The sequence below is a fragment of the Pseudotamlana agarivorans genome, from assembly GCF_001642835.1.
Classification (GTDB): Bacteria; Bacteroidota; Bacteroidia; order Flavobacteriales; family Flavobacteriaceae; genus Pseudotamlana; species Pseudotamlana agarivorans.
The window spans coordinates 591,456-613,319 of sequence record NZ_LXEI01000002.1 but is presented as its reverse complement, the minus strand read 5'-3'; the positions used below and the strand labels follow the sequence as shown (position 1 = coordinate 613,319).

General features: G+C 36.6%; 16 protein-coding genes. 13 read left to right on the top strand and 3 right to left on the bottom strand.

Going from position 1 to position 21,864, the window contains the following annotated elements; translation table 11 throughout:
• Window positions 1-337 precede the first annotated feature (337 nt).
• The 3 genes from A6I66_RS05795 (at window position 338) to A6I66_RS05785 (ending at window position 5,559) form a co-directional block, all read left to right on the top strand.
• The gene (locus tag A6I66_RS05795; protein WP_084399490.1) at window positions 338-2,035 is read left to right on the top strand and encodes an arylsulfatase; all 1,698 of its coding nucleotides are present in this window, start codon (window positions 338-340) and stop codon (window positions 2,033-2,035) included.
• Window positions 2,036-2,435: 400 nt separating this feature from the next.
• The gene (locus A6I66_RS05790) at window positions 2,436-4,910 is read left to right on the top strand and encodes a T9SS type A sorting domain-containing protein (protein ID WP_067146518.1); all 2,475 of its coding nucleotides are present in this window, start codon (window positions 2,436-2,438) and stop codon (window positions 4,908-4,910) included.
• 244 nt (window positions 4,911-5,154) lie between these two features.
• On the top strand, window positions 5,155-5,559 hold the full coding sequence (locus A6I66_RS05785) for a VOC family protein (RefSeq protein ID WP_317047663.1): 405 nt from the start codon (window positions 5,155-5,157) through the stop codon (window positions 5,557-5,559).
• A 78-nt stretch (window positions 5,560-5,637) separates the two neighbouring features.
• Here A6I66_RS05785 and A6I66_RS05780 read toward each other — a convergent pair whose 3' ends face one another.
• A complete protein-coding gene (locus A6I66_RS05780) occupies window positions 5,638-6,978 on the bottom strand; it encodes a rhamnogalacturonidase (protein ID WP_067146516.1) in 1,341 nt (446 codons plus the stop codon).
• Window positions 6,979-7,164: 186 nt separating this feature from the next.
• Entirely contained in the window at window positions 7,165-8,019 is an 855-nt protein-coding gene (locus A6I66_RS05775; RefSeq protein WP_067146514.1) for an AraC family transcriptional regulator, read from the bottom strand.
• Window positions 8,020-8,220: 201 nt separating this feature from the next.
• Here A6I66_RS05775 and A6I66_RS05770 point away from each other — a divergent pair, with 201 nt between their 5' ends.
• The 6 genes from A6I66_RS05770 to A6I66_RS05745 all read left to right on the top strand — a co-directional run bounded on the left by A6I66_RS05770 (window position 8,221) and on the right by A6I66_RS05745 (window position 14,865).
• The gene (locus A6I66_RS05770) at window positions 8,221-9,381 is read left to right on the top strand and encodes a cytochrome P450 (RefSeq protein ID WP_067146512.1); all 1,161 of its coding nucleotides are present in this window, start codon (window positions 8,221-8,223) and stop codon (window positions 9,379-9,381) included.
• Window positions 9,382-9,396: 15 nt separating this feature from the next.
• Entirely contained in the window at window positions 9,397-9,705 is a 309-nt protein-coding gene (locus tag A6I66_RS05765) for a 2Fe-2S iron-sulfur cluster-binding protein (protein ID WP_067146510.1), read from the top strand.
• A gap of 6 nt (window positions 9,706-9,711) precedes the next feature.
• Window positions 9,712-10,956, top strand: a complete 1,245-nt coding sequence (locus A6I66_RS05760; protein WP_067146508.1) for an NAD(P)/FAD-dependent oxidoreductase — start codon at window positions 9,712-9,714, stop codon at window positions 10,954-10,956.
• A 12-nt stretch (window positions 10,957-10,968) separates the two neighbouring features.
• Window positions 10,969-12,084 (top strand): Zn-dependent alcohol dehydrogenase, encoded by a 1,116-nt coding sequence (locus A6I66_RS05755; protein WP_067146506.1) that lies wholly within the window; start codon window positions 10,969-10,971, stop codon window positions 12,082-12,084.
• Between the two features lie 30 nt (window positions 12,085-12,114).
• Complete coding sequence (locus A6I66_RS05750; protein WP_067146504.1) at window positions 12,115-12,915, top strand: alpha/beta hydrolase; 801 nt, start codon at window positions 12,115-12,117, stop codon at window positions 12,913-12,915.
• Between the two features lie 111 nt (window positions 12,916-13,026).
• Entirely contained in the window at window positions 13,027-14,865 is a 1,839-nt protein-coding gene (locus tag A6I66_RS05745) for a carbohydrate-binding protein (protein WP_067146502.1), read from the top strand.
• A gap of 3 nt (window positions 14,866-14,868) precedes the next feature.
• On the opposite strand, the gene A6I66_RS05740 is transcribed toward A6I66_RS05745, so the two are convergent.
• Window positions 14,869-15,627, bottom strand: a complete 759-nt coding sequence (locus tag A6I66_RS05740) for an IclR family transcriptional regulator (protein ID WP_067146500.1) — start codon at window positions 15,625-15,627, stop codon at window positions 14,869-14,871.
• Window positions 15,628-15,734: 107 nt separating this feature from the next.
• Between A6I66_RS05740 and A6I66_RS05735 the strand changes: the two genes are divergently transcribed.
• From A6I66_RS05735 to A6I66_RS05720, 4 genes are all read left to right on the top strand, one after another.
• A complete protein-coding gene (locus A6I66_RS05735; protein ID WP_067146498.1) occupies window positions 15,735-18,269 on the top strand; it encodes a glycoside hydrolase family 2 protein in 2,535 nt (844 codons plus the stop codon).
• Window positions 18,270-18,396: 127 nt separating this feature from the next.
• A complete protein-coding gene (locus A6I66_RS05730) occupies window positions 18,397-19,554 on the top strand; it encodes an extracellular solute-binding protein (protein ID WP_067146496.1) in 1,158 nt (385 codons plus the stop codon).
• A gap of 10 nt (window positions 19,555-19,564) precedes the next feature.
• Window positions 19,565-20,710, top strand: coding sequence for a CaiB/BaiF CoA transferase family protein (locus tag A6I66_RS05725; protein ID WP_067146494.1), 1,146 nt, complete (start codon window positions 19,565-19,567; stop codon window positions 20,708-20,710).
• A gap of 2 nt (window positions 20,711-20,712) precedes the next feature.
• On the top strand, window positions 20,713-21,858 hold the full coding sequence (locus tag A6I66_RS05720) for a CaiB/BaiF CoA transferase family protein (RefSeq protein ID WP_067146492.1): 1,146 nt from the start codon (window positions 20,713-20,715) through the stop codon (window positions 21,856-21,858).
• Window positions 21,859-21,864: the final 6 nt, after the last annotated feature.

Below are 21,864 nucleotides of genomic sequence, written 5' to 3'. Positions count from 1 at the left end.
CTTACAATAAACAACGCTTGCACTGGAGCTTAGGATTAGAAACTCCAGAGTTTATTCATAGAAAATACAATTCGATAAAATATAAATCATATGCCAGAGAAGTGGTCTAGCAATGTTGGCAATTTTTTCAAAACCCGTAAGGAATTTTTTGAAAAAGTTGTCAATGTTCCGAGAAGAAAAACGATATTTATAAATGAAATTTTTAACCCCAAAAAGGTCAACCCATTTCAGGACAAGACATGGAAAGAATAGATAGGGGGATTAGATTATCTATCTTTAAAAAAAATAACATAATTTTTGCTAAATTTATTGTTAGCATTTTTTAAAATAAAGCATTATGAAGACTAAAATTCAAGTTTTAGGAATTCTTTTAGTATTTCTGACAGCATGTAATAACAGGCAAAATAGTGAACAAAAGGGAACATCAATAACTAACACTCCAAATTTCCTGATTATTGTCGCAGATGATTTGGGTTACACAGACATAGGAGCTTTTGGCGGTGAAATCAATACACCAACATTAGATGCATTAGCCGAGGAAGGTATGCAGTTTACCAATTTTCATGTTTTACCGACCTGCTCTCCTACACGCTCTTCATTAATGTCTGGTAATGACAATCATGTGGCGGGACTTGGAGTTATGAGCGAATCCATTTACCCCACAATTGAAGGATTACCTGGTTATGCTGGTCATCTTTCTAATCAAGTGGCTACCTTACCTGAGGTTTTAGCTGCAAGAGGCTATAATACTTATTTGTCAGGCAAATGGCATTTAGGTGAAACTGATGACCAAAGCCCTTTTGCCAGAGGGTTTAAGGAAACTTTTTCCTTTGCCGAAGGTGCAGCGAGCCATTGGAATGATATGCGAGCATTAGGTGCTGAAACCACTGTTACTTATAGACGCAATGGTAAGCGGGTAACTACACTTCCTGAAGATTTCTATTCTACCAAAAACTATACGGATTCCATTATACATTTCATTGATAAAAACAAAACAGCCGAAAAACCATTTTTGGCCTATTTGTCATTTACCGCTCCACACGACCCGCTGCATGCACCAGCAGAATATATCGCGAAATACAAAGGACGCTATGACAAAGGTTGGGATGAACTTCGTAAGGAACGCGTTAAAGGCTTATTAGAAAAAGGGATTATCTCGGAAGATGTTGCACAAGAAGAGTTAAGTCACAATGTAATGGTGCAACCTTGGGAGACTTTGGATGAACAATCGAAAAAAGAAAAGGCTCGAGACATGGAAGTCTATGCCGCTATGGTAGATTATATAGATGTATTCGTAGGGCGATTGACCGATTATTTAAAAGCAAATAACCTCTATGACAATACCATCATTTTGTTCTTCTCGGATAATGGAGCAAATGGTGCACCTGCCACAACCTATCCTGGTAATGCAGATGGCAAATACTTAGCTACCTTCAATAACGAATTAGAAAATAGAGGCTTGCCCAACTCCTTTATCGATATGGGTGCAGGATGGGCACAGGCATCTTCTGCTAATTTCAGAATGTTTAAAAGCTTTACTTCGGAAGGTGGTATAAAATCACCATTGATTGTAAAACCTTTGGGCAAAAGTGCAAACCAAGGCATAAACAACAGCTTACTCCATGTGACAGATATTATGCCAACGCTTCTTGATTATGCAGGTATTGAGTATCCAAAGGAAGTAAACGGAACAACTGTAAAAACACCTATTGGCGAATCTTTCAAAACCGTATTGGATGGAAGCGAAAAGCAGAAGCAGCGCAATAAAGGCATTGGGTATGAATTGTTTGAAATGAAAGCCTACATCAAAGGTGATTGGAAAATACTGCGTCTTGTAGCTCCTTTTGGCAACGGAGATTGGCAATTATATAATATGGAGAAAGATCCTTCTGAAATCAATGATTTATCTAATCAATACCCTGACAAAAGAAAAGAACTCATTGAAGCGTATAATGCATATGTAAAAGAAAATGGCGTGGTTGATCACAAAGGAATATATGATAAAGCATTTCAAAGAGCATATGGAAGTGAATAATAAATACTTCTAAGAGTATTTAGGTATTTATATAGCTTAAGAACCGAATAAAACGATTACTAACAATTAATATACGTAATGCGGGGCGGTTTGGTTAATTTGAACATTATAGCAATTAATAGACAACGTAGCGGTTTGATAGTGAAGAGTCTTGTAATCCCGCACTACGTATATTAGAGCCGTTGCCACCAATTTTGACCTGTCCTGAATAAAGGCTACATAATTATAAATAAAACAATAATGTGTTCAGTCGGGTAAAAAAATGCACTTAATTTATATAACGACATAAGATTAAACTTATCTTTAGCGCTCAAAAAATAAAAGAGAATTAAAAATTTAGATCTAAAATTCAATTTTCAATAGTAGCTATAATTCAAGGCTTGCCAATTAAACCTCAAATATGACAAAAACATTTACACTTTTATTCTTTTTTTTTTCCTGTGTAACGTTTGCCCAAATACACTTTGATGATGAAGCTATTTTAGTTGATGAAACACATACCGCAACAATATCAACTTCATTGTTATTGGTTGATTTGGATAATGACAATTATAAGGATTTAGTCGTAACTTCTTATGACGATACGATAATGTGGTACAAGAATGTGTTAGGTGATTTTTCTCATTTTCAACGTCAAATAATTTCATCTCAGGCCATAGACATCCCAAGTTGCATTGCTCATGGAGATTTAAATAATGATGGTTTAGAAGATATAATAGCAACAAGTAGTAGCGCTCAAGATAAAATTGTTTGGTTTGAAAACTTAGGCAATGGTGTTTTCTCAAATGAAATTATTATTTCAAATACAATTAATGGTCCACTTACAATAAATGTTTCCGATATAGATAATGATGGTGATTTGGATATTCTTACAGGCGGACAGGATGAAACTGTAATATTATTTGAAAATTTAACTGCAGGCAATTTTCAAAACCCAGTAACTATCTATAATGGCGTTTATGGAACAGTAAAAATTAAAACTGCTGATTTAAACAATGATTACCTTCTAGATATTGTTTCAAGTCACGATGATGGCTCAATATATTGGGCGAAAAATCTAGGTAACAATACTTATGATACTAGAAAACGAATTACTGGTGGCTCTGATAATGGAACTGCTATAGATTTTCTGGACGTAAATGAGGATGGTTTTTTAGATATCATTACAGCAAACAGTTACAGTACAGATAATGTAAGATATATAATCAATCAAAACGGACTAACTTTTGACAGTAACAATGCCGTTATTATTGATGATACCATTCAAGAACCATATGAAATACACGTAAAAGATATAGATAACGATGGGATTAAAGATATTGTGGTTTCCTTTTGGACCAATGATAATTTAAGTTGGTATAAAAATTTAGGGAAGGGTAGTTTCAGCAATAAGCTTTTAATCACAGACAATATTAGTAACCCTAAAGCATTTATTATAGATGATATTGACAACGATAAAAGTAATGATATTATATCAACTTCTTATGATTCATCAAAGGTCTCATTATTTAAAAATCATAATTCAGGAAATGATTTTAAAGAAACCATCATAAATTATTATTTTGGGGTTCCAAGAGATATTAAATCCGCAGACTTAAATAATAATGGTTTTAAAGATATTATTTTAAGCTGTAAAGACATTATTTGGTTTGAAAACCATGGTAATGCTAACTATAGTTCCTACAAACTTATTTCCTCATCCGGTGAAAGTGAATCGTTTATGGATGTAAATATTTCTGATTTAGATTCTGATGGTGATAAAGACATCATTGGACTTAAATATGGCACTATAGAAGTGTTTTTAAATAATGGTAATGCTACTTTTGTTAGTAATGATTATGCCTATGGTAACATAGATGGTAATATAATTTTAGAGGATATAGATGGTGATACTCATAAAGATATACTTGTTAGGTTTTATGATCCCATTGACAGAATTAATAAAATTGCTTGGATAAAAAACAATGGTGATTTAACTTTTGGAGATTTGTCTGTTTTCACCGACAACACATACGGCTTTATTCCAAATAAATATACAGCTGGCGATATAGACCGTGATGGTGATATTGACATCATTGTAAGCTCAAAAAATTACTCACGGATATACCTATTGAAAAATGATGGTCTTGGGAATTTTACCAATATTCTAATTATGGAATCAATTACAACTGACCCTATAGCTTTAGAAGATGTTGACAATGATGGGTATTTAGATATTATTTCTGGAGGATACAAAAGTGGTAATATGGGAATCTATTGGATTAAAAATAATAATGGTACTTTTTCCTCAACCATAATTCCTATAGACAGTAATAGTGGCGTAACAGAATTTTCTTTTGAAGATATTGATAATAACGGGTATAAAGATTTAGTATGCGTTCATAATGAATCGTCAAGCGAGGGTGGTGATGAAAAGGTGTTTTATTACCTGAATGACAATTCAGGTTTTGGATCTATGATGCTAATTGACAATGTTGGTTATTTATTAAGTTTAGATCGGGATATTATTTTAGATGACATCAATAACGATAATAAATTTGATATCATCACTAGCTATTATTTTGTAAAAAAAGCTGGATTTTATCTTAATTCATCAACGCTTTCATTAATTGACAATGACAATTCACAAGACTCAAATTTTAAAGTTTTTCCTGTACCATTCTCAAACAAGTTGCAATGGAAATCTTCCGACAATAAACCTATCATTAAAATAGAAGTATACGATACTTTAGGCAAAATTCATTTTAGCCATAATTCCTTTATCAATAATGAAATTGATTTATCCCACCTTTCCAAAGGAATTTATTTTATAAAATTTATAACATCAGATAACATTAATATAACTCGTAAAATAATTAAAACCAACATAAATTAAAATTACAAGACGGTTTTCTAATAGCGAAATTATTCAACAGCACTTACAATCATGACTTTTCACTTTACTTAATAATGATATTATTGTATTTAATCAAAGTGAAAATGCTAATAAAGGTTTTATAGAAACAATAATTGATTAACCGCTAAGCTTATATTACAACATAGTAATTTTGGCATGGTATCAATTTAAAGTAATATTTTGAGTAGTAAACCTTTCCAAAAAAAATCGAGATAAATTAAAAATGAATATGCAAGCGCTTCAAATGTTTACCTTTTCAATAAACCATATAGCACTTTCTGTAAAAGATGTCGATAAATCTGTCGAATTTTATAAAAAAGTTCTGGATCTTCAAGAAATTAAGAATACAGCTTCAAACTCCAAAACAAGATGGTTATTGCTAGGTGAAGGCAAACAACTTCACCTCATTCCCCGTCCAGATGCTGAAATAAAAACCAATAAAGCCGTTCATTTTGCTTTGGCGACAACTAATATTGAAGCTTTTATAACACATTTAGAAAAGTTGAAAATCGATTACTCCGATTGGATTGATACACCAAATAAGGACTATATCAGAAAAGATGGAATAAAACAAGTCTACTTTCAAGACCTTAATGGTTATTGGATTGAAGTAAACGATGATATGTAATTTCATTTTAATGATTTAAAATAGCCACTTATCAAAACGTAAACCTTTAATCACATGGGGTTATAGTGATATCATGACCTAGCGAACCAGGTGATTATTTATGGTAACATTATTAAAGTGAATACCGTCAACTAGTCTTTTTTTAATGTTGGCATCTTTAGATGAAATTTTAGAATCCTCGAAAGTGAAATTTTTCAGTTTAATATGGTGGTAAGCATCTACTGCAAAAAAACGTTCGCAAGTTAGATCTAAATGGCGCATGGTAATATGTTCTCCAGTAGACAAAGGAGGATCCATACGTCCATCCAAATCAAAAAATTGTTTCCACTGGTAAACTTCTAAACCTTTATTCACATGTCCCTTAATGTTTTCTACTAAAATATATTCATAAAGCTGCGGAGTATCAGGCCTCATTTTTAACCAAAGTAATCGTAAAGCACCATCGACTTTGCAATTTCTCATGATAATATTTCGGTTATGAATGGCTTCACTACCATGAGTTAAGGCCGATGAGCAATATCCAAACTCACAATCTTCTATAATAACATTAGAGTTAACCCCGTTACCTGCTGTAGTTTCTGCATAAGGCCCTTTTCCTCCTTTTAGGGCAATGGCATCATCATTAACCGACATATAACAACCTTTTATTAATACATTATTACACACATCTAAATCAATAGCATCTGTACTAGGAGCTTTTACAGGTTTATCTGGAGAATAAATATATAGGTCTAATAATTTTATATAATCACATTGATAATAATGGCTAGTCCAAAAACCTGCGTTAATTAATTTAACATCCTGAAGTTGCACATTATTGGAGTTCCAAATAAAAACTAAACGCGGTCTCGAAACTTCGAGATTGGTACATTTAGGGTTCTCCTCCCTCCTTTTCCAAAAAGCTTTCCAGTAATTTAAACCATTACCATTAATCGTACCTTTTCCTGAAATTGAAAAGTTATCTACGCCATAAGCGTTTACCAATGCTGGAAAATAATTTATATTTTGCCCCTCCATTCGTGATGGCATGATAGGATAATTTTCAATAAGATCTGATCCCTTCAAAACGGCATCTTTTTCTAGATAGAGATGTGTTTTAGGTTTAAAAAATAAGGCGCCACTTAAAAAAACACCATTAGGAATGATAACAACACCTCCTCCATTTTTAGACGCTAAATCTATAACAGCTTGAATTTTTATCGTTTGAACAACGGTACTATCAAGCAACACACCGTAATCTGTTATTTTATAAGGTTTACCTAAATCATTCAACTTAAGCTTAGAAGAATCACTAAACCATTTAGAAATCACTGTGCCATCGGGAAACTGATTTTTATTCTGCTGCCCATTCACAACAGATGCGATGAATAGGAAAAAAATACAATGTTTCAAATATGATGGTAGTGATCCAATTTTCATGGAATATTTATTTTAGAATTTTAAATTTATAACATTGGTCCTGAAATAGTCAGATTTAACCCAGAAATTCATAAGTAAAAATAGAATTAAAAAAATTCAACGATTCTTTCAAATTAATTGAATCTCTGACTAACCATTTAATAAACCAACAATAAAGACACCTCTAAATATTATTAGGTAATCTTTCTATAACTTCCGATAATGTTTCCTAAAGCTCAGTGGAGAACAGCCCTTATATTTCTGAAACTGCTTATAGAAAAACGGTAAACTTTCAAAACCACAGTTATAAGCTATTTGTTTGACTTGCTTATTGGTTTCAATTAACTGTTTGCATACCATGGTAACCCGGTATTCATTAATAAAAGCAAATAACGATTTGTTTAGTGATTTTTTAAAAAAACGACAAAAAGCTTCTTCTCCCATAGACACCAAATTGGCCACATCGTGCAGAACAATTTTATTACTGTAATGGTTGTGAATGTAATTATAAACCTTATCGATCCTAGCGTTGGTTTTCGTGTTTAAATCACTTGCAAAATGCTCATTACCTAAAAAATGGTAATCTGTTGTTAAAGCCAATTTCTGAAGCACACCTACAAAAGCCATGAGTTTTTCAAAAGGCGGTAAATTTATAATACGATTTAAATCACTGTGAAATTTAGGGCTTAACATCGGACTAAATTTTATACCACGTGCCGATCTTATCAGCAATTCTTTAATATTGTAAAACTCCTTTTTCTCAATCCAATTTTCACCTAACAAATGGTCATCCCATTGAAACACCAGGGATTTAACCCCGTTATCATCAACCAAATCCTCCTTCCAACAATGCGGCAAATTACTACCTAAAAGTACCATGTCGCCAGGCGTAAAGGGCTCGACACTATTGGCAACATAACGGATTCCCTCTCCTTTTTCTATGAATGTAAGTTCAAATTCTGGATGAAAATGCCAAGGTGCCGTAAAAGTAGCGCCATCATAAACAAAGGCGTGTACCGATGTATTCTGAATCTTAGGTATTTTTTCAAACTGGGCTTTCAAATCACTGACTTTTTAAACTTCAAAATTAATCAACTTAAAGCATAAAAACATATTTTACATACCTTAATTGAAGTGTTTTTAATCTATTTACATATTTACAAGTCAAAATAAGTACTTAAATAGCTAATTCTGATTAATCTCCGTTTCGCCTTTTTATTCAATTTTGCCACAACCACAACGTTTGAATGAAAGTATTAAACCATGAAAAAAAGCAATATAGACGATCCGTTTAAAGAAGCCAGAGAAACTAAAGGCTTTGGAACTATGAACGATCAGAACGATCCTGTAACCATGATTCTAGGTCATAAAGACGTTAGAAAATGTGCCCACAACTGGAAAACTTTTCAATCGGGAGGTGACGAAATAGGCAGAATTGTAGTACCCTCGGAGGTACATATTCGTGATACACGCCAAATTCCGTTTGAAGTCGATCCTCCACAACACAAAAGCTATCGAGATCTTGTAGAACCTTGGTTTAAGCGTCCGTTAGAAGAAGAATACCAAGAAAAACTAACTGATATTATCAGTATCATTGTAGATGAAGCCCTTACAAAAGGGAGCATGGAAGTCGTTTCAGAATTTGCTCTAAAATTACAATCACGCGCTCTAACCCTATTACTCAATATTCCATTTGAAGAATCGGAACTTTGGATTTCATGGGGAACGCACGTATTTAGAAGTGAAGACACGGCTTTAGATGGCGACAAAGCGAATATTTTATATGACTATATTGATGCGCAAATCGATAAAGCCATCGCTAATCCGGGAGTCGATTTATATTCAAAATTATTAGCTTCCGAAATAGATGGTAAATCATTAACTAAAGAAGAAGTTAAAGGCGTACTCATTTTAACCTTCGCAGGCGGAAGAGATACGGTAATTAATGCCATAACCAACACCATAGCTTATTTTGCCGATAACCCTCAGGCTTTACAACAATTACGTGACCAACCAGAACATCTTAACTCGGCAATTGAAGAACTACTGCGTTATTACTCTCCGTTAACCCAAATGGGACGTGTCGTTACAGAAGACACGCAAGTGTGCGAGCATGCCATAAAAGCACAAAGCCGTATTTCCATGTGTTGGGCTTCTGCCAACCGAGACGAACGCGTATTCGAGAACCCTAACGAAGTAGTATTAGACCGTAAAGTGAATCCGCATGTCGCTTTCGGTTTCGGGACACACAATTGCTTAGGAGCCACACATGCCCGTCAAATTTTACGTATTTTATTAAATACACTCACTCAAAAAGTGGGTTGCATGCAGATTACCGATGCAAAAGAGAATATTGAAGATTTAGACGAGTTTAATCGTAAAGTAGGTTTCGATAGCCTACAAGTTGCCTTTCATAAACTATAAACGAACCCATATATAATGAAAACCATAACATTTATTACCAGCGAAAACGACATTATTGAAACCCAAGCCAACTCTGGAAGTCTCATGGAATTGGCTGTAAAAAACAAAGTAAAAGGCATTGATGGCGACTGTGGAGGTGTTTGCTCTTGTGCCACTTGCCACGTCCATGTAAACCAAGAATTCTGGAATGCTGTTGGAGGCCCTAGCGCGTTGGAAAGCGACATGTTAGAATTTGATGACAATGTGAGCGATTACAGCCGATTATCATGCCAGATGCAAGTAAGTGAAGTTCCTGACGGATTGGTTCTTAAAGTCGCAAAATAATAAGCCATGCAAGCTACAACAGATCAAACCTGTGTTATTATAGGTGCCAGTCATGCTGGTATAAACTGTGCTTTTGCGCTGCGGAAGGAAGGTTGGGAAGGTGCTATTATCATCTACGATAAAGATCCCGAATTCCCATACCACAGGCCACCGCTTTCTAAAGCCTATTTAACTAGTGAAGCAGGAACCGAACACAGTTTACTTTTTCCGAAGGAAAACTATACCGAGGATAACATCCAACTAAAACTGGGGATTTCAGTACTATCTATTCATGCTGAAAAACAAATAATTACCCTTAGTGACGGGAGCGAACAACGCTACCACAAACTGGTATTGGCCACTGGAGCGCGTCCGTTTATACCACCAATTGAAGGCATAGTCACGGCAAAAAATGTTTTCCCGATGCGAACCGCCACAGATGCGAATAACATCCGACAGGCTTTTAATGCGGCTCCTAAAAAACGTGTGCTAATCATTGGAGGTGGCTATATAGGGTTAGAAACAGCAGCCTCATTAAAAAAACTCGGTGCTGAAGTTAGCGTTCTAGAACGTGAATCGCGGGTTTTGGCTCGTGTTACTACTCCCGAGATGTCAGCATTTTTCACAAAACTTCACGAAGAAAACGGTGTAAATATCTTAACAGACAAAACGGTTACTAAAATAACACCTTTATCAGAAGGAAATTTAGTGCATTGCAGTGATAACTCACAGTACCAAGCCGATGTTATTGTTGTTGGCGTAGGTATAACAGTCAATACCAAATTGGCTCAAAGTGCCAATTTAATACTTGAAAACGGCATTAAAGTGTCGGCCTCTTGTCAAACTAGTAATCCATATATATATGCCATTGGCGATTGCACTTTTCATTACAATATGCATTACCAAACCAACATCCGTCTAGAGTCGGTGCAAAATGCCATTGATCAAGCTAAAGTAGCAGCCAAGGCCATTTGCGGTCAAACAGAAGTTATTTATGATAGCATTCCATGGTTCTGGTCCGATCAATTCGATATCAAATTACAAATCGTCGGTCTATCTACAGACTACAACAATTTGGTCATACGAAATGAAGAAACCGAAAACAGTTTTTCCATGTGGTATTTTAAAGATGACGAACTCCTTGCTGTTGATGCCGTAAATTTCGCAAAAGCATACATGCTCGGTACTCGATTTATAAAAGCCAAACAAAAAGTAGACAAGATTAAACTTGCTGATACCAGCATTCCATTTAAACCAAACAGTTTTATTTAAAAACCATATCTCATGCCATTACAAGCTAAATCGGCCATTGCTACCGCCGATGGAAAATTTATTATAGATCACATTACTATTGTTGAACCACAAGCCGACGAAATTATTGTCAAAATCCAAGCTGCTGGTTTGTGTCATACCGACCACGACTCCCTAAACTGGGGTAAACCCATTATTTTAGGACACGAAGGTGCCGGTACCGTTCAACAAGTAGGAAGCGGAATAACCAGTTTTAAAGTGGGTGATAAGGTCATTTTAAACTGGGCAACACCATGCATGAAATGCTTCCAATGTCAAGAAGGTAACCAGCACATTTGCGAAAACAATTCACCCGTAACAGCAGGCGGAAACGGCTACACGCCAGGACATGCCCATTTAGAAGGCTCGCTTTGGAACAACAAGCCTATCGAGCGCTCTTTCAACATAGGAACTTTAGCAGAATACACGTTAGTAAAAGCTTCAGCATGTGTAAAACTTAATAGCGATATGCCTATGCCTTCAGCTAGTGTTATCAGTTGTGGGGTGATGACGGGTTATGGCTCGGTAGTCAATTCAGCTAAATTAAGTGCTGGTAGTTCGGCTGTTGTTTTAGGCACAGGTGGCGTTGGACTTAATGTTATTCAAGGCGCTAAAGTGTCTGGAGCAGCAAAAATTATTGCCATCGACATCAACAAAGAGCGTTTAGAAATGGCCAGACAATTTGGTGCGACACACACGATTTTAGCCGATAAAGCAGATATTGGCTTACAAAAAGCTGCCCAAACCGTTAAAAGTTTAACCGATGGACGCGGTGCCGATTATGCCTTTGAGTGTACTGCCGTTCCGGCCTTAGGTGCTGCACCACTTGCTATGATTAGAAATGCCGGAACAGCGGTTCAAGTGAGTGGAATTGAAGAAGAGATTACCATCGATATGAATTTATTCGAATGGGATAAAATTTATATCAATCCGCTTTACGGAAAATGCCGTCCAGACATTGATTTCCCTAAACTCGTATCGCTTTATGATAAAGGTGAATTACTTTTAGATGAAATGATTACGAGAACGTATCCGCTAGAAAACTTGCAACAAGCTTTTGACGATATGCTTGCAGGAAGAAACGCTAAAGGCGTCATCGTTTTTGAATAAAAGAAACCGCATTAAAATCAACTGAAAGGCATGGCTTCAATTTTTAAAACCACCGAAATTTCAAATCCTGAATTTGAAAGCAATAACTTAAGATTCATTACGGTTAAAACCAAGAATTTAAATGGTCGCGGCGATATTTGCGTATTTGTTCCGCCATTTAAAAACCTTGAAAACCTACCTATTGTAACACTTTTACATGGTGTTTATGGTAGTGCCTGGATTTGGGCGCACAAAGCAGGAGTTCATTTTACGGCTTTAAAATTGATGGAAGCAGGAGTTATTAAACCGATGGTCATTGCCATGCCTTCCGATGGTTTATGGGGCGATGGTTCGGCCTATTTACCACATAACCAAGCGAATTACGAAGCTTGGATTGTAGATGATATTATTGCGGCCATTACTGAAAATATTCCTTGTACCAGTGAAGCCTCGCCCCTATTTATCTCGGGATTATCCATGGGCGGGTTCGGTGCCTTGCGATTAGGCGCTAAATACAGTAAAAAGTATCAAGGAATTTCAGCACATTCTTCAATCACCAATACCAATCAGATGCATTTATTTGTGGAAGAAGATGAAGCAAACTACAAACAAGAAAACCGCGATAATGAAGATGTGTTTCAAACCATCCTTACAAACCAAAACCATTTACCACCAATTCGATTTGACTGCGGAAAAGAAGATTTACTAATTGAATACAACCGTGATCTTCATCAAAAATTAATTTCAGAAAACATCCCTCATAATTACCAAGAATTTGAAGGTGCTCATGAATGGTCCTACTGGCAAGAGCATGTAAAAAAATCCCTATTATTTTTCAGTAACTTGACATAAATCCGCTAAAATAGTAGGTTTTCACTGGGTTGTTTAGTTCGTGTCTAGTCTATTTTTCATAAAATAAGACTTGATTTCAGTAATATTATCGAAACTAATTTAAAACCTACTATGACTAATACACAACGCATTTTATGTGCATTATTATTTTCTATTATCCAGACACAAGCCCAAGATTGGTCGGGAATACCGGTACCGGCAAACGCAGGGTCTGGAAAGATTTGGGAACTTCAAGACAATGTTTCTGATGATTTTAATTACAATTTCAACGCCTCCTCTTGGTCTAATTTTGGAAATAATAAGTGGTACAATTTCTATCACAACGCATGGGATGGACCTGGGTACACCTATTGGAAAAATGGAAATGTTACCGTCGATGGTAACGATTTGGTAATTAACGTTGGTTATACCTCCGAAAACAGTAAAGGTGGCAGTTACGGCGTTGCTTCTGGCTGTGTTACTTCCAACAATAAAGTTAAGTTCCCAGTATATGTGGAATCGGCTATAAGTGTTGCCAATATTTCTTTGGCTTCCTGTTTTTGGCTATTAAGCCCCGACGATACCGAAGAAATCGACATTATTGAAAACTACGGAGGGGTTAACGGCTTTAAACATTTAACCCACATTAGCCACCACTCTTTTGTTCGTAGCCCCTTTACCGATTACCAACCAAGAGATTGGAATTCTTGGTATCCAGACAGTAGAGTTTCTTCTAATTACGGTTGGGGAGACTGGTGTTATAACAATGGCGGTGAACGCCGTTACATGCGAATGGGGGTAAATTGGATTGGTCCAAAACACTTCGAATATTATATAGACGGCGAGCTAGTTCGTGTTATGTACTACAACGCCATCGCTACAAAATTCAACGGCACTTGGGAGTATACCTATTTTAATTCTATGAATTGGAACGTAAACGGTTATAACTTACCTACAAACAACAGTTCCGGATATACCGATGTTACCGTACATGCCACATCAAGCACTTATAATTTTAACACCCTAAAAGCAACATCAAACGCTTCTAACGGGTATAATGTTATAGATCCAGCTTGGTTTCAAGGTGGAGACGATAGCGATATCGATGGAAATGGTATTACTGTGGAAGCTAAAGGTTTCACCAAAGAAATGGACATCATAATTAATATGGAATCTCAAAGCTGGTTAACAGGTTCAACGCCTTCTAGTACCGATTTAAACGACCCTTCAAAAAACCAAATGAAAGTAGACTGGATACGTGTGTATAAGCCTGTAAATGACTCTTCATCTGGAGGCGGATCGGGATCGAGCTCCTCTTTAATTATCGAAGCCGAAGATTTCATCAATACAGATGGTACTTACGATGACGGTTACGTACCGTACGGTGTAAATAAAAGTTCTGTAGGCATCAATTATGTTAACGAAGGTGATGAAGCAGAATACACCTTAACTGTACCAAGCGATTTGGCTGGCGAATACAATATTACGTATCAAATTTCAACGCCTTTAGACGATACTAAAATAGCAATTTACTTAGATGGCGTTTTGGTTAGTGATGATGCCGTTCCAAATAACGGAAGCTGGGATAATTACCAGGCGCTTACGGCTGGAAGTACTATTACCTTGCCTGCAGGAACACACAATGTTAAAATTGTAGCTTCAGGTACCAACGCATGGCAATGGAATTTAGATAAAATTGTGTTTTCTCTAGAAAACAGCTTATCAACACCAGAGATCACTCAAGAAGATGTTGCTATCTACCCAAATCCGGCAAATCAAATCATTAATATAAAAAGTAAAGTACTTATAAACCATATTGAAGTTTACAATGTACTTGGGGCGAAAGTGCTGGAAAAGCATTCAGAATTCAGTACGATTTCTGTAGCGCATTTAAAACCAGGAAACTATTTTTTACGATTAGCTACAGCAAATGGAAGCATAACTAAACATATTGTAGTAAAACATAATTAAATATTAATCTAAACCCGATTCATTTTGAATAGCGTGGGAGGCTCCTAGCAATTTATCAATAAGAAGCTCCCCTATGCTATTTTTTTCATCAATAGAAGATAAGGACGAAATGGCCAAAGCACAATACATATTAGAATTCGGATTACCGATAGCTACGGCTATATCTGTAACCCCCATGGTTAAATCGCTTTGCGAAATTTCGTGCTTATCTTTATTTATACGTTGAAGACGTTCTTTAAAATCTTTTTGCTCCTTTTTAGAAAGACTGATAAACTCTTGATTATTATTCAATAACTCATTCAGCTTATCTCCTTCTAAATGAGCCAATAATACACGACCCGAAGCGGTTTTTGTTAAAGGAAACAAACTCCCTTCTTCAATGGACAACGATACCGGCCCAGGACTTTTCATTTGAGAAACCACCATAAGCTGTCCATGATATATAATACTTAAATGGCAAGATTGCTTGGTACTATTAGAAAGCTCTTCCATAACAGGTTTTGAAGCTTTTAGCAAACCATCAATAGGACTATGCCTATGAGATAACTGATAGAGTTTTAAGGACAACGAATATTTACCAGATTGAGCACTTTTAAGTAAGTAGCCGCGCTGCTCTAAACACACGAGCATACGATATAACTCATTTGGCGATTTACTTAAGCCTTGGGCGATTTCCATTTGAGATTGCGGAATTTTTATCTGAGATAGATACTCTAAAATATCCAAACCCTTGTCTAATGCAGGTGCTACGTATTTACTCATAATGCTGTTTTATTAGAAACCAAAAATAATGGTATTTGAAACAATAATCACAATTTTAATTATTCAAATATAAATATTATATTTACATCTGAATAAATATAACAACTATGATAACTAAATTTTCACAACTTTTACTGTACTTTTCTTTACTATTAAGCACAGTATTAACGTATGCACAACCCAACACCACACTTGCACTTGAAGACTCAAACCAACAAGTTATTGATTTAAGCGGCATGCGCTGGCGATTTAAAATGATGGCGCCAGGAGAAGGCATTAAAAAAGGCCTGCATAAGTTACCTGCCGAAGACATTGAAACCTTAGTTTGGAACAACGCCAAAGTACCTGGCGATGTGTACACCGATCTTTGGAAAGCAGGTATTATTGAAGATCCTCATTTTGGAAGAAACAGCGTAAAAGCCCAATGGGTACAACAGTACGAATGGTGGTACGCTTTACAATTTAGCGTTACCGAAGATGTAGAAAACCAATTAGTAGACCTTGTTTTTGAAGGCGTAGATTATGCCTGCGAGGTGTGGCTTAACGGTCATTATTTAGGAAAACATGAAGGGGTATTTTCTAAATTTTCTTTTGATGTTGCCGATTTTCTTCGCATCCATAAATACGATTTCCTAAAAGGAAGAAACATGCTCGTGGTTAAATTAGACACACCGCCGCAAGTAAACGCTTTTGTTGCCGGAAAAAAAACTCCTTGGTTTGGCGATTATTGGAGAGACATCACGCCTATTGGTATCGTACGCCCTGTTAAATTAGTACGTACAGGAAAAATCCGTTTTAAAGATGTGTATGCTAACAATACCATTAATAAAGATGGATCGGCCGATGTAAATCTTGAAATCACCGTAGAAAACACCAATAAAGTTGCTAAAGAATTTTCATTTGAAGCAGCCCTTAACGGGAAAAACTTTAAGATGAAAGAGCAAAAAGTAAGCTTTAAGAAAACCATTCAACCGGGAACTCATAAAGTCATTCAGAAAATACATTTAAAAGAAGCTAAACTATGGTGGCCATGGGATTTAGGTGACCAAAATTTATACACTGCAAAAATTGCGGTTAAAGATGGTAAATTAAATCAAGATGTTAACGAAACCACATTTGGTATTCGCGAAGTCACTTCTAAATGGAATCCTGGATTTGTTAAAGATGTCGATGTTACCTTCCCGCGATCTACTTATATAAACGGTAAGTTTCACTTCATCCGATCGGCATGTTGGGGTGGCCCACCAAATATTTTTGTAGGGCGTACTGAAACAAGCGATTACAAAGAATTAATTCGTTTGGCTAAAGAAATGAATATGAACAATATTCGAATCTTCGGATGGCATCCACCAGAAGTTCCTGAATTTTACCAATACTGTGATGAAATGGGTATGACCGTTTGGCAAGACATGATTCCTTTAGGAACTGGAAATATTCCTTCAGACGAAAAGAACCTCGCTGAAATCTTTAACGAAGGTGTTAAAGTGGTTGTAGAACGTAGAAACCACCCGTCGTTAATTATGATGGAAGGCGGTGAAGAAATGATGTTCCGTACCCGTGATCCTAAATTTGGTCGTGAATTCTTAGAGCGTTTAGGCGATTCACTGCAAGCTTATGTCGATTTACCATATGTTCCAGATTCTCCAATGACCGATCATGTTGGCCAACAAGCAGGGTTCAAACCTAAAGAAGCCGTTCATGCATTACGTTACTTTTACGATATGGGGAAATGGCTGCACGAAGATTGGTACCAAACCAAAGCAGACGGCTATCCTATTGTTCCAGAATTTGCAATTACCTCGGTGCCTTCCGTAGAAAGTTTAAAGAAATTTATTCCTGAAGAAGAATTATGGACTCCTGGTTTAAGTTGGGGACACCATTGGGCAGATTTAACCCGTTTACGCATGCAAAACTGGGATGTTTTTGGTAGTGAAATGAAAGGTTCTTTAGAAGAATTTGTAAATGCTACCCAAGATGCACAAGGGATTATTTTCCAAAACGGCATTGAGCATTTCCGTCGTGATAAACCAAGTTTAAGTGGTATTGCGCTTTGTCATTATATTACTTACGGACCCGATATGAAATGGGCTATTGTAGATAATTACAGAAAACCTAAAAACTCATATTACTTTGTTCAAAAGGCTTATCAACCGCTTTTAGTGAATTTTGAATTCAAAAAACGCCGTTGGGATACTAAGGAGCCTTTTGTTGGAAATATTTGGGTGATTAATGATTACTATAAATCATACAAAGATTGTACGGTGAAGTTTGAAATGAAAGACGATTCTGGAAAAGTGATTGCTAACAAAACCTTCTCCATTGATAAGATTGAAGAAAACAGTGCGAAATCATTCTTCCCGATTAATGAAAAGGTTTTAAAATCGGTGAAATCTAAGTTTTTTGTGAACCTAGAATTAACCGATAAAAGCGGAAAAGTAATCTCTAAAAACGATTATTTCTTCCTAATTGGCGATCAAAAAGAGGCCACAAAACATTTTAACACTTGGAAAGAGGAACGTTTGAAAAATGAAAACGAAAATGGCGGATATGGTTCATACTACCACTTCTTCAAAGATTTTACAGGTGAAGATGGACAACGTTACGAGAGTCAAACCCAAATTCCAAGAGCATCAGGATTTTAAACAACAACTAACTATTATTACTAATTGCAGAGACTGTCTAAAAACAGCACCCAAATCGAAACAACTACTTATAAACTACCAATAAATTGGGTTTTTAGATGGTCTCTTTTTTACTAGACTACGAATTATGTCAGAAAAACATATAAAATTAAAAGGAATAACCTGGGACCACAGTCGTGGTTTTACATCGGCCGTTGCTACAGCACAACGTTTCCATGAGTTAAATCCGAATATAGAAATCACCTGGGAAAAACGTTCGTTACAAGCATTTGCAGATGAACCAATCGATGCCCTTGCAAAACGTTATGATTTACTAATTATTGATCATCCATGGGCAGGTTTTGCAGCTCGAACAGGGGTTATCATTCCGCTAAACGAACATTTACCGAAATCTTTCTTAGACGATCAGGCTGCGAATTCGGTTGGGAAATCACACGAAAGTTATTGTTTTGATGGCTATCAAAGTGCTTTAGCCATCGATGCCGCAACACCCGTGGCAGCAAGCAGACCAGATTTATTAAACAAATTAGGAAAAACGCTACCAAAAACTTGGGCCGATTTAATCGCCTTAGCAAAGGACGGTTTGGTTGCCATTCCTGGGATTCCGCAGGATACCCTAATGAGTTTTTATATGATTTGTTGCACGCTTGGTGAAGATGTGGCACTAACAAAAGACTATTTTGTTTCGGAAGACATCGGACTAAAAGCCTTAGATATTTTAAGAGATTTAGGACAATATATTGATGCTTCTTGCTACGACATGAACCCCATTAAGGTTTACGAAGCCATGACACGCAGCGATAAATTTGCCTACTCCCCTTTTGCTTACGGCTACACCAACTACTCGAAACGCGGCTATGCCAATCATATTTTAAAATTTCATGATACCGTTACTCTAGAAGGTCAGCATTTAATTACCACTTTAGGTGGAACGGGTTTAGCCATTTCATCAAATTCAAAACATAAAGAAACCGCTTTGGCTTACGCGGAATATGTAGCGTCACCTAAAACTCAAAAAACCGTGTTCTTTGATTATGGCGGGCAACCCGGACACCGAGAAGCTTGGTTAGATACCACGAATAATTTCAATGCTTTAGATTATTTTAAAGACACGCTACCCACTTTAGATAGAGCCTTTTTAAGACCACGTTACCACGGACACATGTATTTTCAGGATAATGCAGGGGCTCCAATTCGTGAGTTTATGAAAAACGGTGGCCATGCTAAATCGCTTTTAGATAGCTTGAATACATTGTATCTTGAATCATTAAAGAAAACAACCTAATCATATATAAATGTTACCATTAGAAGGCATTACCGTATTAGAGTTTGCGCAATTCATGGCAGGGCCATCGGCTGGATTAAAAATGGCCGATTTAGGTGCTCGTGTGATTAAAATTGAACGCCCAGGTTCTGGCGAGACGGGCCGACAAATTGCGCTTAAAAATATTTTTATAGATGAAAGCTCAATGGTGTTTCATACGGCCAATCGAAATAAACAATCGTATGCAGCCAATTTAAAAGACCCAGACGATTTAGAAAAGGTTAAAAAACTCATTGCGCAGACCGATGTGATGACCCATAATTTCCGACCAGGCGTTATGGAAAAAATTGGTTTAGATTATGATACAGTAGCTGCTATAAATCCTAAAATGGTGTACGGTGTGGTTTCTGGGTATGGTCCCGTTGGTCCTTGGGCTACAAAACCTGGCCAAGATTTACTTATTCAGTCCTTATCGGGATTTGTTAATTTATCGGGAAACGAAGCCGATGAACCTACAGCCACAGGACTAGCCACTTCTGATATTTTTACAGGAGTACATTTAGTTCAAGGTATTTTGGCTGCACTTATTGCCAGAAACCGAAGCGGAAAAGGCTCTAAAGTTGAAGTAAGTTTATTAGAATCTACATTAGATATTCAGTTTGAATTGTTAACCACTTTTCTGAATGATGACGAAACACTACCAAAAAGAGCAAAAAAAGGCAATGCCCACGTGTATTTAGAGGCGCCTTATGGTATTTATCAAACCAAAAATGGTTACATCAGTATTGCGTTAACACCTTTAGATGCTTTGGCAAAAGCGATGAACTTGCAACTTCCTGAAGCTTTTCAAAATCCGAAAGTATGGTATGAAAAACGCGATGACATCATGGCCTTTTTACAAGAACAACTCATCAAAGAAACCTCAGCCCATTGGTTATCTATTTTTGAAGCTTTAGATTTTAGAGTTTCAGAAGTATTTGATTATAAAACATTATTGAATCATGAAGGCTACAAAATCCTTCAAATGGATCAAGAGGTTGAAACTTCCGATGGTATTTCAATGAAAACCACGCGCTGCCCGATCCGAATAGATGGTAATCGCATTTTCAATAAAAAATCGGCACCAAAAGTGGGTGAAGATAATGCCTTAATAGAAAAAGAATTTAATCTAAGTTAATCATGAAAAAACCATTAGAAGGCATTTTAGTTATAGACTTTAGTCAGTATTTATCTGGCCCTTCAGCGAGTTTAAGATTGGCTGATTTAGGTGCTAGAGTCATTAAAATTGAAAAACCTGAAACGGGAGATTTAGGTCGTGGTTTGTATTTTTCAAATGTGGTGATGAACGGCGCTTCATCTATGTTTCATGCCATCAACAGAAATAAACAAAGTTATGCGGCTAATATGAAAGCGGCCGAAGACCGTGAAAAAGTCTATCAATTAATCCGCAAGGCCGATGTTTTAATTCATAATTTCAGACCTGGCGTTGTAAACAAACTAGGCATTGATTTCGAAACCATAAAATCAATAAATCCTGAAATCATTTATGCTGAATTATCGGGTTATGGCAAAGAAGGCGTTTGGAAAGACAAACCAGGACTGGATTTATTATTGCAATCGCTTTCAGGTTTAACACAGCTAAACGGAAACGATGGCGCAGGCCCTATCCCTATTGGACTGGCCGTAGTAGATATTTTATCTGGAGCCCATTTAGCACAAGGTATTTTAGCCTGTTTGTACAGAAAAGAAACCACGGGTGAAGGCGGTCGCGTGGAAGTAAGCATGCTGGAATCGGCCTTAGAATACCAGTTTGAATCCATTACCTGTTACTTTAGAGACGGCGGGCAACCAACCATCAGACCTAAAAGCAATTCGGCGCATGCCTATTTAGGTGCACCTTACGGCGTTTACGCGACTAAAAATGGCGCTATGGCTTTGGCCATGGGATCTATTCCTTTTATTGGCGGTTTAATAGGTTGTGAGGCCTTATCAAAATATGAAACACCCGAAAGTTGGTTTAATCAAAGAGATGAGATTAAAGACATCCTTGCCAAACACCTAGCAACTAAAGACACGAAATCGTGGTTGGCCGTTTTAGAACCGGCCGATATTTGGTGTGCCGAAATCATGGATTGGAAAACACTCATGGATCAAGACGCTTTTAAAATTTTAGAGATGATTCAGGAAGTTAACATGGCCGACGGCTACCGTTATAAAACGACACGTTGCCCGATTCAAATTAATGGTACCTGGTTAACCTCGGAAATTGGCAGTCCCGTTTTAGGCGAACACAATGAGAAAATCAATAAAGAACTAGCATCGTAATAACGG

Bases quoted from the DNA above. Each gene is read 5' to 3' on its own strand.
- A6I66_RS05795 (WP_084399490.1), top strand. From the start codon at position 338: ATGAAGACTAAAATTCAAGTTTTAGGAATTCTTTTAGTATTTCTGACA.
- A6I66_RS05790 (WP_067146518.1), top strand. From the start codon at position 2,436: ATGACAAAAACATTTACACTTTTATTCTTTTTTTTTTCCTGTGTAACG.
- A6I66_RS05785 (WP_317047663.1), top strand. From the start codon at position 5,155: ATGAATATGCAAGCGCTTCAAATGTTTACCTTTTCAATAAACCATATA.
- A6I66_RS05780 (WP_067146516.1), bottom strand. From the start codon at position 6,978: ATGAAAATTGGATCACTACCATCATATTTGAAACATTGTATTTTTTTC.
- A6I66_RS05770 (WP_067146512.1), top strand. From the start codon at position 8,221: ATGAAAAAAAGCAATATAGACGATCCGTTTAAAGAAGCCAGAGAAACT.
- A6I66_RS05765 (WP_067146510.1), top strand. From the start codon at position 9,397: ATGAAAACCATAACATTTATTACCAGCGAAAACGACATTATTGAAACC.
- A6I66_RS05760 (WP_067146508.1), top strand. From the start codon at position 9,712: ATGCAAGCTACAACAGATCAAACCTGTGTTATTATAGGTGCCAGTCAT.
- A6I66_RS05755 (WP_067146506.1), top strand. From the start codon at position 10,969: ATGCCATTACAAGCTAAATCGGCCATTGCTACCGCCGATGGAAAATTT.
- A6I66_RS05750 (WP_067146504.1), top strand. From the start codon at position 12,115: ATGGCTTCAATTTTTAAAACCACCGAAATTTCAAATCCTGAATTTGAA.
- A6I66_RS05745 (WP_067146502.1), top strand. From the start codon at position 13,027: ATGACTAATACACAACGCATTTTATGTGCATTATTATTTTCTATTATC.
- A6I66_RS05740 (WP_067146500.1), bottom strand. From the start codon at position 15,627: ATGAGTAAATACGTAGCACCTGCATTAGACAAGGGTTTGGATATTTTA.
- A6I66_RS05735 (WP_067146498.1), top strand. From the start codon at position 15,735: ATGATAACTAAATTTTCACAACTTTTACTGTACTTTTCTTTACTATTA.
- A6I66_RS05730 (WP_067146496.1), top strand. From the start codon at position 18,397: ATGTCAGAAAAACATATAAAATTAAAAGGAATAACCTGGGACCACAGT.
- A6I66_RS05725 (WP_067146494.1), top strand. From the start codon at position 19,565: ATGTTACCATTAGAAGGCATTACCGTATTAGAGTTTGCGCAATTCATG.
- A6I66_RS05720 (WP_067146492.1), top strand. From the start codon at position 20,713: ATGAAAAAACCATTAGAAGGCATTTTAGTTATAGACTTTAGTCAGTAT.